The 14862-nt window shown below is 44.9% G+C and carries 13 protein-coding genes and 1 riboswitch; all 13 genes read left to right on the top strand.

Going from position 1 to position 14862, the window contains the following annotated elements; genetic code table 11:
- The first annotated feature begins 270 nt into the window (after window positions 1-270).
- The gene (mqnE, locus tag GX348_10730) at window positions 271-1356 is read left to right on the top strand and encodes an aminofutalosine synthase MqnE (GenBank protein NLP42644.1); all 1086 of its coding nucleotides are present in this window, start codon (window positions 271-273) and stop codon (window positions 1354-1356) included.
- An 11-nt stretch (window positions 1357-1367) separates the two neighbouring features.
- On the top strand, window positions 1368-2207 hold the full coding sequence (locus GX348_10725; GenBank protein ID NLP42643.1) for a menaquinone biosynthesis protein: 840 nt from the start codon (window positions 1368-1370) through the stop codon (window positions 2205-2207).
- On the top strand, window positions 2204-3235 hold the full coding sequence (gene mqnC / locus GX348_10720) for a dehypoxanthine futalosine cyclase (protein ID NLP42642.1): 1032 nt from the start codon (window positions 2204-2206) through the stop codon (window positions 3233-3235). Before GX348_10725 ends, mqnC begins: the two co-directional genes overlap by 4 nt.
- Window positions 3236-3269: 34 nt before the next feature.
- Window positions 3270-4094, top strand: a complete 825-nt coding sequence (locus GX348_10715) for an MTAP family purine nucleoside phosphorylase (protein ID NLP42641.1) — start codon at window positions 3270-3272, stop codon at window positions 4092-4094.
- Window positions 4095-4150: 56 nt separating this feature from the next.
- Window positions 4151-5689 (top strand): glutamine-hydrolyzing GMP synthase, encoded by a 1539-nt coding sequence (gene guaA / locus GX348_10710; protein NLP42640.1) that lies wholly within the window; start codon window positions 4151-4153, stop codon window positions 5687-5689.
- 201 nt (window positions 5690-5890) lie between these two features.
- Window positions 5891-5992: riboswitch (purine riboswitch) on the top strand.
- A gap of 218 nt (window positions 5993-6210) precedes the next feature.
- On the top strand, window positions 6211-7581 hold the full coding sequence (locus GX348_10705) for an NCS2 family permease (GenBank protein ID NLP42639.1): 1371 nt from the start codon (window positions 6211-6213) through the stop codon (window positions 7579-7581).
- A gap of 89 nt (window positions 7582-7670) precedes the next feature.
- The gene (gene purE, locus GX348_10700; protein NLP42638.1) at window positions 7671-8156 is read left to right on the top strand and encodes a 5-(carboxyamino)imidazole ribonucleotide mutase; all 486 of its coding nucleotides are present in this window, start codon (window positions 7671-7673) and stop codon (window positions 8154-8156) included.
- A 20-nt stretch (window positions 8157-8176) separates the two neighbouring features.
- Window positions 8177-8884: a phosphoribosylaminoimidazolesuccinocarboxamide synthase gene (locus tag GX348_10695; protein ID NLP42637.1), complete on the top strand. Its 708-nt coding sequence runs from the start codon at window positions 8177-8179 to the stop codon at window positions 8882-8884.
- Between the two features lies 1 nt (window position 8885).
- Window positions 8886-10322 carry an amidophosphoribosyltransferase gene (locus GX348_10690; protein NLP42636.1) on the top strand — a complete coding sequence of 479 codons (1437 nt, stop codon included), beginning with the start codon at window positions 8886-8888 and terminating at the stop codon, window positions 10320-10322.
- Between the two features lie 32 nt (window positions 10323-10354).
- Window positions 10355-11419: a phosphoribosylformylglycinamidine cyclo-ligase gene (locus GX348_10685; protein NLP42635.1), complete on the top strand. Its 1065-nt coding sequence runs from the start codon at window positions 10355-10357 to the stop codon at window positions 11417-11419.
- On the top strand, window positions 11412-12035 hold the full coding sequence (locus GX348_10680) for a phosphoribosylglycinamide formyltransferase (protein NLP42634.1): 624 nt from the start codon (window positions 11412-11414) through the stop codon (window positions 12033-12035). The genes GX348_10685 and GX348_10680 overlap by 8 nt, the downstream gene beginning before the upstream one ends.
- Window positions 12036-13577, top strand: a complete 1542-nt coding sequence (gene purH / locus GX348_10675) for a bifunctional phosphoribosylaminoimidazolecarboxamide formyltransferase/IMP cyclohydrolase (protein ID NLP42633.1) — start codon at window positions 12036-12038, stop codon at window positions 13575-13577.
- Between the two features lie 11 nt (window positions 13578-13588).
- Window positions 13589-14857 (top strand): phosphoribosylamine--glycine ligase, encoded by a 1269-nt coding sequence (purD, locus tag GX348_10670; GenBank protein ID NLP42632.1) that lies wholly within the window; start codon window positions 13589-13591, stop codon window positions 14855-14857.
- Window positions 14858-14862: the final 5 nt, after the last annotated feature.

Below are 14862 nucleotides of genomic sequence, written 5' to 3'. Positions count from 1 at the left end.
TATATATAAGTTGTAGCGATATCGCTACAACTGCGGATTGTGCTTTCGTTAAAGCTCGTCGCAAGCCGGGTTTTCTAAGGAATATATTATTCGTTGTTTTAGGCAGGGGATTTTTACTATAAACGCGAAATTAAATAGATTAACTCGAATATAACTTGTAAATTTACCCTTGTGGCATAAAAAGAATAAATTTCGACAAGCCTAACAGCGTAATACTTGCAGCTAGGCCGCTGGGTTATGCACGTTATATTGTTATAAGGTGGCTAAAGTATGGATATTATTGCATCTGCGAAACAAAAAATCAGGAACCATGGGCGATTGGACTTTGCTGAGGCGCTGGCGCTTTATCAAGCAAATGACTTATTAGAATTAGCCAGTCTCGCTCGCAGCGTTAAAGAACATAAGAGCGGGAAGTCTGTATATTACAATGTTAACCGTCATATTAATCTGACGAACATCTGTGGTTCACGCTGTCCGTTATGCGCATTTGGCTGCGATGCCGACAGCAAAGGAGCTTTTACTTTAGAAAAGGCGGATGTTGTGCGCATAGTTCAGCAGACAGCTGCCGACACGCCGGACTTAGCCGAGATTCACATGGTCAGCGCCCTGCATCCGGACAAGCCTTTTGACTATTACCTTGATATTGTAGCGACTGTTAAAGGACTGCTGCCGAATATTCACCTGAAAGCATTTACCCCGGTAGAGATAGTTCATTTTGCCCAAAAAGCCGGGCTTGATTTTCGTCAAGTTCTGCAGCAACTTAAAGATGCGGGTTTAGATTCGCTGCCTGGCGGTGGCGCAGAAATCCTTGACGATAATATTCGGAAGATAATTTGCCCTAATAAAGCAACAACCAAGGAATGGATTGAGGTTATCACAACGGCCCACGAACTTGGTATTCCGACGAATGCCACAATGCTTTACGGGCATGTTGAGACTATCGAACATCGGATCAAGCACCTGCTGACCCTGCGCGAAATACAAGATCAAACGCAAGGTTTCCAGGCTTTTGTAGCGTTTCCTTTTCATCCGGCTAATACTGGTTTTTCTGATTTAACCAGAGTTTCATCTTGGGAAGATTTGAAAATGATTGCCTTAGCGCGGTTGGTTTTGGATAATGTTGATCACATTAAAGCTTTCTGGATGATGCTGACCTTACCTATTGCGCAAATGTCCTTGGCCTTTGGTGCTGACGATTTGGACGGTACTGTTGTTGAAGAAAAAATCATTCATGCCGCTGGGGCTAAGACCAAAAAGGGAATTACTAAAGCTGAGATAGTTAAGTTAATCAGTGAGACTGGTTATCGGCCGGTCGAGCGTGATACATTCTATAAACCGATCGGTACCTTGGGTTAGGGGGGATGGCAATGAAAGAACCACGTTTGGGTCATATAAACTTTATTAATTGCTTGCCCTTAACCTATGGTTTAACTCACGGTGGTTTTGGACAAGGGCTTACTGTAGAGCGAAATATTCCGGCTAGACTTAACGAGCAAATGATTGCCGGACTGTTAGACGCAAGTTCGGTTTCATCGATAGTTTACGCCCGAAACTGCGAAAGATTATTGATCTTGCCCGATGTTTCGATTAGCGCAAATGGAGCACTTGAGAGTATTTTATTGGTAGCAAAAAGGCCCATTGATCAATTAAAAGATGCCCGAATCGCTTTAACAGCCAAGTCGGCGACTTCACACTGCCTGCTTAAAATAATATTACATAATGCCTATAAGGCATCGCCTGAGTATTTTATCAGCGGTATATCGCTCGAGGCTGGTGTGCTTGAAGAAGCTGATGCTGTACTATTTATTGGTGATGAAGCGCTTTATAACTATCATAATCGTCATGATGAGTATTACTATTATGACATAGGTGCTGAATGGAAGAAGCTGACCGGACTTAGAATGGTATATGCATTGTGGGTGATAGACCGCAGATTTGCAGCAGACTATCCAAATCATGTACATACGCTATACGAAAGTGTCACCAGAGGTTTTGCTTACGGTCTAAAGCATCTTAATGATGCCGCGGCAACTCAAATTGGCAAGGTTCCCTTTACAACTCAGCAAATTACGCACTATATAGGGTTGTTAAATTATCAATTTACCCCAGCCCACTGGCAGGGACTGCTTACTTTTTACCAATTGGGTCATGAGTTAGGGCTGATTGAGGATGTTCCTGACCTTGAGTTCGCGGAGGTAGTAAAATGAGGGTTTTAAACCAGGCCGATGCGGTAGCCATGCTGACTGACGCCGATATTCTAGAACTAGGCCGGCAGGCAAATGCAGTTCGGGAGCAATTTCATCCCAGCAATATCGTAACCTTTGTTATTGACCGTAATATAAACTACACTAATGTATGTACTAATGAGTGTCGTTTCTGCGCCTTTTACCGCTCCAAGGAACACAGTGACGCGTACCTTTTGCCGCAGAATGTGATAATGGAAAAAATCCAGGAAACAGTCGATGCTGGCGGTACCCAAATTATGCTGCAAGGCGGTCTGCATCCAGATTTAGGGTTAGATTACTATCTTGGACTACTGCAGACAATTAAGAAGGCTTTTAATATAACCATTCATTCCTTCTCGCCGGCTGAAATTGTCCACATGGCACATAAAAGCAGCTTATCGATAAAAGAAACGCTGTATCGTCTAAAATCAGCCGGACTTGATTCGCTGCCGGGCGGTGGGGCTGAGATACTAGTTGATGAGGTGAGACAACGGGTTAGTCCCAAGAAAATCAGTGCCGGCAGTTGGTTAGAAGTTATGGAAGCGGCTCATGATGTCGGTCTGGAAACTACGGCAACAATGGTTATCGGCATGGGGGAAACATACGTTCAGCGGATTGAACATATGGAAAAGGTACGGGCTTTACAGCAAAAAACGGGCGGCTTTCGGGCTTTTATAATGTGGTCGTTCCAACCCGGCAATACCGTTTTAGGGGGCGGAAAGGTTTCCTCTTGGGATTACTTAAAAACGTTGGCTGTTGCTCGGATATACTTAAATAACTTCAGCCATGTTCAAGGGTCATGGGTTACCCAGGGCCAGAATATCGGCCAGTTGACGCTGGCCTTTGGCGCGAATGACCTTGGCAGTATTATGCTTGAAGAAAATGTCGTTAAAGCGGCGGGAACTTCATACAACATGTCAATCGAAAGAATGGTCAATATGATTCGGGCAGCAGGGCGAATTCCTGCTCAGCGTGATACCGAATACAACATAATTAAGCGGTTTGATTAAGTGGGTTACTGCAATCAGGAAGTGAGGTAAGGGAATGAATTTACTAAATACCGAATTTGCCGTCATTGGCGGCTCTGGTACATTATCAAGCGATTTTCCACTTGGCGCACAAGATGAAGGTGTGAAAATTCTTGCAGATGACTTGGAGTTTGAAACACCTTATGGACTTAGTCCGGCATTTCGTCTCTTTAGCGTTGACGGTAAGCAGGTGCTGACTTGTAAAATGCACGGCTGGCGTAGCGGTGTAAGCAGGGCTGATGCTTCGCGGCAGATTTTTTGGGCGTTGAGAGAAGCCGGTGTAAAACGCATAATCAGCGAAGGCGGTGTGGGTTCAGTTAATCACCTGCTTGATCCGCGTGATTTTATTATTCCAAGTGACTATCTCGATTTATCTGTGCGTAAAGATGTCGGTTTAGAGGGAAGATATTTGTTAGTGATGCGTGACGCGTTATGTCCGGAAATGCGAAAAACGCTCCTCGATACAACTAAGGAACATTTTGACGGCCGAATTTTTTCCCGCGGTGTATACGCTGTAACTGACGGCCGGCATTTTGAAAGCCCGGCCGAAGTCAGCATGATGCGCGGCCATGCAGATATTGTCGGGCAAAGTTTGTGCCCTGAGGTTTATTTGGCGAGAGAAATTGGCGCTTGTTATGCGGGATTGTATTTTGTTGTAAACTATGGTGAGGGCGTTGTTAAAGATTGGTCGCACCAAGATCTGCATGATATTTTCTATAACGATGCGCCGATGATTAGCCGGATTATACTTGATACTATCAGAAAACTTTCAGCCCAAGGTCAATGTGAGTGCCGTGACCTTCGCAAAGAAACACTACTCAAGGGTATTTACAACAAGTAGAATTATGTGGTACATTTTTAACTAATATTTGACATGGTTTAAGGAGGAAACACTTAATGGCCAACCAAAAAGAAATGGTGCTGATAATGGATTTCGGCGGACAGTACAGTCAGTTGATTGCACGCCGTATCCGTGAATGCGGTGTGTACTGCGAAATAGCGCCCTATAATATTGCTATCAATAAGATTGTCGACTATCAACCAAGAGGAATTATATTCTCAGGCGGCCCATCAAGCGTTTACAGTGAAAGAGCCCCAAGATGCGATGAAAAAGTATTCAAGTTAGGAATTCCTATTTTGGGCATTTGCTACGGCATGCAGCTTACAGCTAATATGTTGGGCGGTAAGGTGGCGCATGCGCAATCGCGCGAATACGGCAATACCAACTTCTTCGTTGATAGTTCCGAAGACCTATTGGCCCAAATCAGCCCTGAAACTCAAGTTTGGATGAGTCATGGCGATTATATAGAAATACCACCCAAAGGATTTAAGGTTACTGGCCATACTAACAGCACTCCGGTAGCAGCAATGTCTAATAATGATGAAAAGATTTACGGTGTTCAGTTCCATCCTGAGGTTGTACATACACCCGAAGGACTGAAAATTCTCCGCAACTTCTTGTTTAATATCTGCGGCTGCAGCGGTGATTGGAATATGGGGTCCTTTGTAGACCAAGCTATCCAAAAAATCCGCGACCAAGTCGGTAATAAGCGGGTGCTATGCGCTTTGAGCGGCGGTATTGATTCATCAGTTGCAGCTGTGCTTGTTCATCGTGCTGTAGGCGACCAATTAACCTGTGTTTTTGTTAATCATGGTTTCTTGCGCAAAGGTGAACCAGAACAAGTAGTAAAAACCTTCCGCGATGGTTTTAATATGAATTTGGTTTACGTCGATGCTGTTGATAGATTTATGGATAGAATGGCCGGTGTAACCGATCCTGAACAAAAACGTAAAATTATCGGCGAAGAATTTATTCGTGTCTTTGAATCTGAAGCAGCCAAGCTCGGCGAAATTGATTTCTTAGTTCAAGGCACGCTTTATCCTGATGTTATTGAGAGCGGTACTGAGACAGCTGCTGTAATTAAGAGCCATCATAATGTTGGCGGGTTGCCTGAAGATATGACCTTTAAATTAGTTGAGCCTCTAAGAGACTTGTTTAAGGATGAAGTTAGGGCAGTTGCGCGGGAAATTAATCTGCCAGAAGATATTGTCTGGCGGCAGCCGTTCCCTGGTCCCGGTCTTGCAATTCGTATCATCGGCGAAGTCACTAAGGAGCGGCTTGATATTCTTAGAGAAGCCGATTCGATTGTCTATCAAGAAATTAAAATAGCGGGTCTCTACCGTAAGGTTTGGCAGTCCTTTGCTATTCTGCCGGCCATGAAGAGCGTTGGGGTCATGGGGGATGAACGTACCTACGCTTACACTATCGGTTTAAGAATAGTTGAAAGTGAAGACGGCATGACTGCCGACTGGGTTCGTCTGCCTTATGAAGTCCTAGATACAATTTCACGGCGTATTGTAAATGAGGTAAAAGATGTTAACCGTATCGTCTATGATATCACCTCCAAACCGCCATCCACTATCGAATGGGAATAGCAAGAGAAAGGTTTCTCTGCCTATACGGGCAGCAGAACCTTTCTTTTTTTTAGGCCGAAGTCCAGTCTGATCGCAGCCGATTATGCTGGCAATAGCGAGGGCGCACAGGCCTATTGATTAAAAATCCGAACGTTCAACTAAAATAATATAAAAAAGTTCATATTTTTATTGACATGCTTTTACAAGTATTGATAAAATGTAGACATGAAGTTCATACAAGCTCGTATAATATTGAGGATAAGGCTCAAGAGTATCTACCAGATAACCGTAAATTATCTGACTACGGGTGAAAGTGTATCTAGGGTTCCGCATACTGGTATGTCAATTCTTGCAAACGGTATGGACTGTGACCAAGTGGTACAGGTGCTCTAGCAGCACTACACCGATGGGACAAAAGCCCGGGCGGGGAGGTTTCGCTCAAAAATTATGCGCGGGATTTCTCTGTCCGGGCTTTAAGTATTTTTATTTGGGAATACTATCGGTGTTGTTGGACATTAAGACAAACTAAAGGGGAGAAAAAGATGTTAGACAAGTTTTTTCAGTTTAGCGCACGGAAAACAGATTTAAGCACTGAGATCATGGCCGGTATTACCACATTCATGACGATGGCGTATATCCTGTTTGTAAATCCTAGTATCTTAGGAGCGGCAGGCATGGACAAAAACGCCGTATTGCTGGCTACTGCACTTGGTGCAGGAATTGTAACTATCATGATGGGCTTATTTGTTAACTATCCGATTGCGCTAGCTCCCGGCATGGGTCTGAATGCCTTTTATGCTTTCACTGTAGTTATTGGTATGGGCGTACCCTGGCAAACTGCTTTAGGGGCGGTCTTTATCTCTGGTATTATTTTTGTTTTATTGACTGTTACTCAAGTTCGCCAACTGCTTGTTGAAGGGATGCCAGCTTCACTTAAGCACGCTATTACTGTTGGTATTGGGCTGTTTATAACCGTAGTTGGTTTAAAACTATCGGGGATAATGAGTATTAGGCTGTCGCTTATTCCGCCAACGTTGGAAAAAATCATTGCCGGTAATGGCAATGGGACGCCGCTGTCCTTTGAAACTATTATCGAAATGGGAAAGCTGGCCGATAAAAATGTTTTATTAGCCGTTTTTGGTCTGATATTTATTGCTGTTCTGATGTCTCGCAATATCAAAGGTTCGATGCTTATTGGTATTCTTGTAACTAGTATCATGGGAATTCTTATGGGGCTAGTAAACATTCCGGCCGGATTCTCACCGGTTGCTATACCTGATTTCAGCCAGAATTACTTCTTCCAACTGGATATTATCGGCGCGATTAATATGGGTTTAATGACAATTATCTTTACTTTTACTTTTGTTGAGTTATTTGATACTATGGGCACCCTTGTCGGTACAGCTAGCAAGGCTGGCCTTATGGATAAAAACGGGAAATTCCCTGGTATCGGCAAAGCGATGGCTGTCGATGCTACCGGTGTCAGCATTGGCGCATTGCTTGGTACCAGTACGATTACAGCCTTTGTTGAAAGCGCGGCTGGTGTTGGTGCGGGCGGCCGTACTGGTTTCTCGGCAATCGTTTGCGGCATTCTCTTTTTCCTGGCGCTGTTCTTTACGCCAATAGTAGGGCTTATCCCTGATGCTGCTACTGCTCCGGCCCTAATAATCGTAGGCGCCTTAATGCTTGAAGGTGTGCGTAAAATCGATTTCAGCGATTTTACTGAATCGCTGCCTGCCTTCCTAACTATTGTACTTATGCCCTTCACTTATAGTATTGCTAACGGTATTTCTGCCGGTCTGGTTATGTATCCGCTGCTCAAATTAATTACCGGACGCGGCCGTGAGGTTCACTGGATAGTCTACGTGCTGGCAGCACTGGTAATCGCAAGGTTTTTATTCTTAGCTGAATAACTATAAATAAAAATAAGGCCCGGATATCAAGAGTTTTCTTGATATCTGGGTTTAATAATAATAACCTTGTCAATAATAGGAGGAAAAAGATGAAAGTAGCTATTATTATGGGTAGTGATTCTGACTGGCCTATTCTTGAGCCGGCTGTAAAACTGCTTGCTGACTTTAAAATTGAGACAGAAGTTGTAGTTGCATCAGCCCATCGTACACCTGATAAAGTTCATACTTTTGCAGCCGGTGCAAAAGAGCGCGGTGTAAAAGCAATCATTGCTGCGGCCGGGGCAGCTGCTCATCTGCCAGGGGTAGTGGCTAGCTTTACGACACTTCCAGTAATCGGAGTACCGATAAATAGTACCTCATTAAACGGTTTGGACGCTCTGTTAAGTATTGTTCAGATGCCGTCCGGAATCCCGGTCGCGACTATGGCGGTAAACGGGGCCAAAAATGCAGCAATATTTGCTGCTCAAATTTTAGCAACTGAAAACCGAGAGCTTGCTGATAAGATGGTTCAATACCGTCAAGATATGGCGTTTGAGGTTGAGCAAAAGGCAGCCAAAGTATTGTCAAAACAATAAAATAGAAGGAGTTTTTAACCATGGCAAAATTGTTGTATGAAGGAAAAGCAAAGCAAATATTTGCAACCGACAATGAAAACGAGTACCTGGTATATTTTAAAGATGATGCTACCGCTTTTAATGGTGAAAAAAAGGGAACTATTCAAAGCAAAGGTATGCTGAATAACAAAATTTCCGCCTTTTTCTTTAATCTGCTTGCTGAAAATGGTATTCCGCATCACTTCATCTCTATGGTAAGCGACCGCGAAATGCTTGTAAAAAAGCTAGAGATTTTGAAAGTAGAAGTGGTTGTTCGCAACATTGCCGCTGGCAGCCTCGCTAAGCGAATCGGTTGGGAAGAAGGAACAAAACTGCCTACTACTATTTTAGAAATGTACTATAAAAATGATGAACTCGGCGACCCGCTGATTAATAATTATCATATCAAAGCAATGGGGTTAGCTACTGAAGCGCAAGTAGCTAAAATGGAAGAGTACGCTTTGAAAATTAATGAAGTTCTGACTGGATATTTGAAAGCCAAGAAAATTGAGCTGATTGATTTTAAATTAGAGTTTGGCCTAAATAACGGTGAAGTGATTCTTGGTGACGAGATTTCTCCTGATACCTGCCGTTTCTGGGATAGCGTGACTGGCGAAAAGCTTGATAAAGACCGTTTCCGCTGTGATCTGGGCAATGTGGAAGAAGCTTATAAAGAAGTGCTGCAGCGCTTAACTGGCGAGGCTGTATGATATGATATTAGACCTGGAGAACGACAAACTGCATGAGGAGTGCGGTGTTTTTGGCATTTATTCACGGCAGCATAATGTAACCCTTGATACCTATTGGGGTCTCTATGCCTTGCAGCATAGGGGTCAAGAGAGCGCCGGTATTGCGGTTACAGACGGAGCTTGGATGGACGTCCATCGCGGCATGGGACTGGTTAGCGAAGTGTTTCGCCACCAATTGCCGTATATGGAAAACCAGCATATTGCCATCGGTCACGTGCGGTATTCAACAACTGGTTCCAGTCTTTTAGTTAATACTCAGCCGCTAATGGTATCTTTTTCAGGCGGTCATTTAAGTTTGGCGCATAACGGCAATTTAACTAATGCCAGCAAGCTAAGGCTGAAGCTTGAGAAAACAGGAAGCGCTTTTCAAACCTCAATCGATAGTGAGGTTATTGTAACTTTGATTGCCAGATCCCGCAAGGAAAGAATTGAAGATAAGATTCTGGAAAGTTTGACGCATATTGAAGGTGCTTATTGTCTTGTGCTGATGACCGAGAACAAATTAATCGGTATTCGCGATCCGCATGGTTTCCGGCCGCTTTGCTTAGGAAAAGTCGGTGATGGTTGGGTGCTTTCTTCTGAATCATGCGCTTTAGATACCATCGGTGCTGAGTTTGTTCGTGATATCGAGCCCGGTGAAATGGTAGTCATTGATGATAAGGGCATAACATCAGCTAGGTTTGGCAGCGAAGACCGCCGGTCGTTATGTGTTTTTGAATATATTTATTTTGCCCGCCCCGACAGTGTTATTGATGGTCAAAGCGTCTACGCTGCCCGGTTCAAAATGGGCCGCGAATTGGCAAAAGAGAGCGGATTTAAGGCCGATATTGTTATTTCAGTGCCGGACTCGGGAACGACTGCCGCTTTAGGGTTTAGTTATGAATCTGGGATACCATTTGCCGAGGGCTTAATTAAAAACCGTTATATTGGCCGCACCTTTATCCAGCCAGATCAAAAGAAACGCGATCTTAGTGTACAGATAAAGCTAAATGCCGTAAAATCGGTAGTTAAGGGAAAATCAATAATAATGGTAGATGACTCAATTGTCCGAGGGACAACTAGCGGCAAAATTGTCCGCATGCTAAAAGAAGCCGGCGCCAAAGAAGTGCACATGTGCGTCAGCTCTCCGCCCATAGGCTTCCCTTGTTACTATGGCATCGATACTTCTGTCCGTAAGGAATTAATTGCTGCCAACAAACAGGTGGAAGAAATTAGACAGTATATAGGGGCAGATTCGTTACACTATCTCTCGCTTGATGGTCTGATGAAATCGGTTCCAAATATAAATCATCAAAAGATGTGCTATGCTTGTTTTAATTGTGATTACCCAGCTGATATTCCGTGTGAGGGCAATTGTGCAAGTAATAAGTTTGTTTTCGAGCAGGGCGCTAGGCGATAACTAGCTTAATCAACGTATGGGGAGAGTTTATTATGAACACTAAAGCAGGGAAGCCTTTGACATACCGTGAGGCCGGTGTTGATATTGATGCTGGAAACCGGGCAGTAGAATTAATGAAGAGCCATGTTAAAGCTACATATCGACCGGAGGTGCTCGGTCATATTGGCGGCTTTGGCGGATTATTCGCGCTTAATAATAAAAAATACAGCCAGCCGGTATTAGTATCGGGAACAGACGGCGTAGGGACAAAGCTTAGACTGGCTTTCATGCTGGATAAGCATGACACTATCGGTCAAGATGCAGTTGCAATGTGTGTTAACGATATACTGGTACAAGGTGCTGAACCACTCTTTTTCCTGGATTATCTTGCTGTGGGACGTTTAGAGCCTGAGAAAGTTGCTGCTATTGTCAGCGGTGTAGCCAAAGCATGCAGTGAGTCAGGCTGCGCTCTGATCGGCGGTGAAACAGCAGAAATGGCCGGCTTTTATGCCGACGGTGAATACGATATCGCCGGTTTCGCAGTCGGTATTGTAGACAGGCCTAAAATTATAACCGGTGAGAAGATTGTGCCAGGTGATGTGCTTATTGGTCTTCCTTCCAGCGGGCTGCATTCCAATGGTTACTCATTAGTTCGTAAAATTTGTTTTGACGTTAAGCAAATGTCGGTAAACGATTTTATTCCGGAACTTAACCGGACAATTGGTGAAGAACTGCTTACGCCTACCCGTCTTTATCCGAAAGTATGCCTGCCGCTAATTGAAAAATTTGATATCCGGGGCATGGTTCATATAACAGGCGGTGGATTCTATGATAATATACCGAGAATTCTGTCTGAAACAAGTTCAGTAGAGATCGATACATCTTCCTGGCCGCAACCACCGATTTTTAGACTGCTTAAGGAGTGGGGGCAAGTAGAATGGTCGGAAATGTACCGTACTTTTAATATGGGAATCGGCATGATTTTAGTCGTTCCTCAAGACCAAGCCGCCGCGCTTTTAGCGAGTTTAGAAGAAAATGACGAAAAAGGCTATATTATTGGTAAGGTCACAACCGGCAACAAAGAAGTTATCCTGAAAGGCGGCGCTTTCAATGGCTGATACCATTTTGGGGGTATTAGCATCGGGGCGTGGCAGCAACCTTCAAGCTATAATTGACGCTATACAGGCTGGCGAAATTAAGGCGAAGATTGGGGTCGTTATAAGCGATAAGCCGGATGCCAAGGCGTTAGAGCGGGCAAGTGAATATGGCATCCCGGCAATTTGCATTAATCGTAAGACGTTTGGCAGCAAGGCCGCGTTTGAAGAGGCTATAGCTGATGAGCTTAACAAGCATGAAGTAGAACTTGTAATATTAGCTGGCTTTATGCGCATTTTGGGATCTGATTTTATCAGCATGTTCAGCGGCCGGATTATGAACATTCATCCTGCCCTCCTGCCGGCATTCACCGGTCTGCATGCCCAGCAGCAGGCGATTGACTATGGTGTAAGAGTATCGGGCTGCACGGTGCATTTCGTTGACGAGGGAACAGATACCGGCCCAATAATTCTTCAACAAGCTGTTCCGGTGATGCCGGATGACACTGCCGATAAGCTTGCAGAGAGAATTTTAAAAGTCGAACATCTATTATACCCTGAGGCTGTTGCGCTTTATTGTGAGGGACGCCTCCGCTTGGACGGAAGAAAGGTCATTATTATAGATGAGGAGGAGCGCTAAATGGATATTAAACGAGCTTTGATAAGTGTGTCAGATAAAACTGGGGTAGTCGAATTTGCTCGTAAACTGCACGACTGCGGTGTCGAAATAATCTCGACCGGTGGTACAATGAAAGCGCTGCGCGATGCAGGTATACCGGTAACCTATGTCAGTGATGTTACAGGCTTTCCTGAAATCATGGATGGCCGGGTTAAGACTCTCAACCCTTATATTCACGGAGGAATTCTCGCTATTCGTGATAATCCTGCGCATGTGGATGCCATGAAGAAACATAATATTGGTGGCATTGACATGGTAGTGGTTAACCTTTACCCCTTCCGGGAGACAATTGCCAAACCCGAGGTTGAACTTGAAGAAGCAATTGAGAATATTGATATCGGCGGCCCGTCAATGATTCGAGCGGCAGCTAAGAATTACCGCTATGTAACGATTGTGGTCAATCCGGCTCGTTATTCGTCTATTGTGAAGGAGTTAACGGCCAATGGTGATATCTCGGAAGGAACACGAATGACTTTGGCGCATGAAGCTTTTGAGCATACTGCTGAATACGATGCCTGCATTGCCGACTATTTTGGAAATCAGCTTGGCGCAGGCAAGTTTCCCCGTACCCTTAATATGACTTGGGAAAAGGTCCAGAATCTGCGCTACGGCGAGAATCCCCATCAAAAAGCTGCTTTCTATCGGCAAAAGCATTATCAAGGCCCTGGAATTGCGAATGCTGAGCAATTGCATGGAAAAGAATTATCTTTCAATAATATTGTTGACCTTGAGGCTGCATATTCCCTGGTCGCCGAATTCGACAAGCCGGCGGCAGCCATCATAAAACATACTAATCCCTGTGGAACCGGAATCGGCAACGATTTGGCTGAGGCTTACAGCAAGGCCTATCAGACCGACCCTGTATCGGCCTTCGGCGGTATTGTCGCTCTTAACCGGCTAGTAGACAAAGCCACTGCTGAAAAAATCAGCGAACTTTTTGTTGAGGCAGTAATCGCTCCTTCTTATGAGAAGCAAGCTCTTGACATCCTAAGCCAGAAAAAGAATATTCGTCTGCTATCTGCCGCTATGCCAGAGCAGGGTGCTACCAAGTTGGATATTAAAAAAGTGTCTGGCGGTATCTTGGTTCAGGGAGCCGATGTAGCTGATGCTGACCGGGTCGATATGAAGGTTGTAACCAAGCGGCAGCCAACAGCTGAGGAGTGGGAGCAGCTCTTATTTGCCTGGAAGGTTGTAAAGCATGTAAAATCTAACGCCATCGTTGTTGCCAGCGGTAATCAAACACTGGGTGTAGGCGCCGGTCAAATGAATCGGGTTGGTTCAGCTAAAATCGCGCTGGAGCAGGCCGGAGATAAGGCAAAGGGAGCGGTATTATCCTCAGACGCGTTTTTCCCGTTCCGCGATACTTTAGACGCTGCCGCTAAAGCCGGCATAACTGCTATAATTCAGCCGGGCGGTTCGGTAAGAGACGAAGAATCTATACAAGCTGCCGATGAACATGGTATTGCTATGGTGTTTACCGGTATGCGACATTTTAAACATTAAGGGGTGTTATTTTGCGCGTATTAGTTATTGGCAGTGGCGGACGTGAGCATGCCTTAGTCTGGAAATTGGCCTCAAGTCCACGCGTAGAAAAGTTGTACTGTGCCCCTGGCAATCCGGGGATAGGGGAAATAGCTGAATGTGTCAAACTTGATATAAACGATAATATGGCGCTTGTCAGATTTGCCAGCGAGCATAAGATTGATCTTACTGTTGTGGGACCGGAAGCGCCGCTTGCTAACGGCATAGTTGATCAATTTACCGCCAATGGTCTTAAGATTTTTGGCCCGACACAACAAGCAGCATTAATTGAGGGCTCTAAGTCCTTTGCGAAGGACTTAATGGAAAAATATAATATCCCAACTGCTGGTTATGCGGTGTTTACCGACGCAGAATCAGCCAAAGCGTATATTAAGCAGCATGGAGCGCCAGTTGTTGTAAAAGCCGATGGGCTTGCTGCCGGTAAGGGCGTAATTGTTGCTATGACAATCGAAGAGGCACTGAGCGGTATCGACGCCATAATGTGTGATAAAGCATTCGGCGCGGCCGGCAGCCAAGTCGTGGTTGAAGATTATCTTTCAGGCGAAGAAGCCTCGGTACTGGCTTTTACCGATGGCAAAACAATAGTGCCAATGGTTGCGGCTCAAGATCATAAGCGGATTTTCGATGGTGACAAGGGTCCTAATACCGGCGGCATGGGTGCGTACGCTCCGGCTCCGGTTGTTACAGATGCCATCATGCAGCAGGTTGTTGCAGAGGTTCTGCAGCCGGCTATTGCTGCCATGGAGAAGGAAGGATGTCCTTACCGAGGCTGCTTATACGCAGGCTTAATGATTAATGCGGACGGGCCTAAAGTTATTGAATTTAATGCCAGGTTTGGCGATCCCGAGACACAGGTTGTGTTACCGCTGCTTGAGTCGGATCTTACTGTGATAATGGAAGCCTGTATTGACGGCAATCTGGCTGATACCGAAGTCAAGTGGAAAGACGGTGCGGCAGTTTGTGTAGTATTGGCAGCGCAAGGCTATCCGTCTGCTTATCGTAAAGGCGATGTTATCAGCGGTCTGAATCAAGCGACTGAGCAAGGCGCACTAATTTTTCATGCCGGAACAGCAAAGCCTGGCGAGCATATAACTACGAGCGGAGGACGGGTCTTGGGTGTAACGGCTGTGGCATCTGACCTGTTGAATGCAGTGAATAAAACATATGATGCCGTAGGCAGGATCACGTTTAACGGTATGCAATATCGTCGTGATATTGCATACCGGGCGTTAAAGAAATAAGAAAA

This window comes from Veillonellaceae bacterium, from assembly GCA_012523975.1.
Lineage (GTDB): Bacteria > Bacillota > Negativicutes > JAAYSF01 > JAAYSF01 > JAAYSF01.
The sequence above is the reverse complement of the archived record's forward strand: the minus strand, read 5'-3'. Positions and strand labels throughout refer to the sequence as shown.

What these genes read in the sequence shown, in the direction of transcription:
- GX348_10705 (NLP42639.1), top strand. Translation starts at nt 6,211, where the DNA reads ATGTTAGACAAGTTTTTTCAGTTTAGCGCACGGAAAACAGATTTAAGC.
- purH (NLP42633.1), top strand. Translation starts at nt 12,036, where the DNA reads ATGGATATTAAACGAGCTTTGATAAGTGTGTCAGATAAAACTGGGGTA.
- GX348_10715 (NLP42641.1), top strand. Translation starts at nt 3,270, where the DNA reads ATGAATTTACTAAATACCGAATTTGCCGTCATTGGCGGCTCTGGTACA.
- guaA (NLP42640.1), top strand. Translation starts at nt 4,151, where the DNA reads ATGGCCAACCAAAAAGAAATGGTGCTGATAATGGATTTCGGCGGACAG.
- GX348_10690 (NLP42636.1), top strand. Translation starts at nt 8,886, where the DNA reads ATGATATTAGACCTGGAGAACGACAAACTGCATGAGGAGTGCGGTGTT.
- purE (NLP42638.1), top strand. Translation starts at nt 7,671, where the DNA reads ATGAAAGTAGCTATTATTATGGGTAGTGATTCTGACTGGCCTATTCTT.
- GX348_10725 (NLP42643.1), top strand. Translation starts at nt 1,368, where the DNA reads ATGAAAGAACCACGTTTGGGTCATATAAACTTTATTAATTGCTTGCCC.
- GX348_10695 (NLP42637.1), top strand. Translation starts at nt 8,177, where the DNA reads ATGGCAAAATTGTTGTATGAAGGAAAAGCAAAGCAAATATTTGCAACC.
- GX348_10680 (NLP42634.1), top strand. Translation starts at nt 11,412, where the DNA reads ATGGCTGATACCATTTTGGGGGTATTAGCATCGGGGCGTGGCAGCAAC.
- GX348_10685 (NLP42635.1), top strand. Translation starts at nt 10,355, where the DNA reads ATGAACACTAAAGCAGGGAAGCCTTTGACATACCGTGAGGCCGGTGTT.
- mqnC (NLP42642.1), top strand. Translation starts at nt 2,204, where the DNA reads ATGAGGGTTTTAAACCAGGCCGATGCGGTAGCCATGCTGACTGACGCC.
- mqnE (NLP42644.1), top strand. Translation starts at nt 271, where the DNA reads ATGGATATTATTGCATCTGCGAAACAAAAAATCAGGAACCATGGGCGA.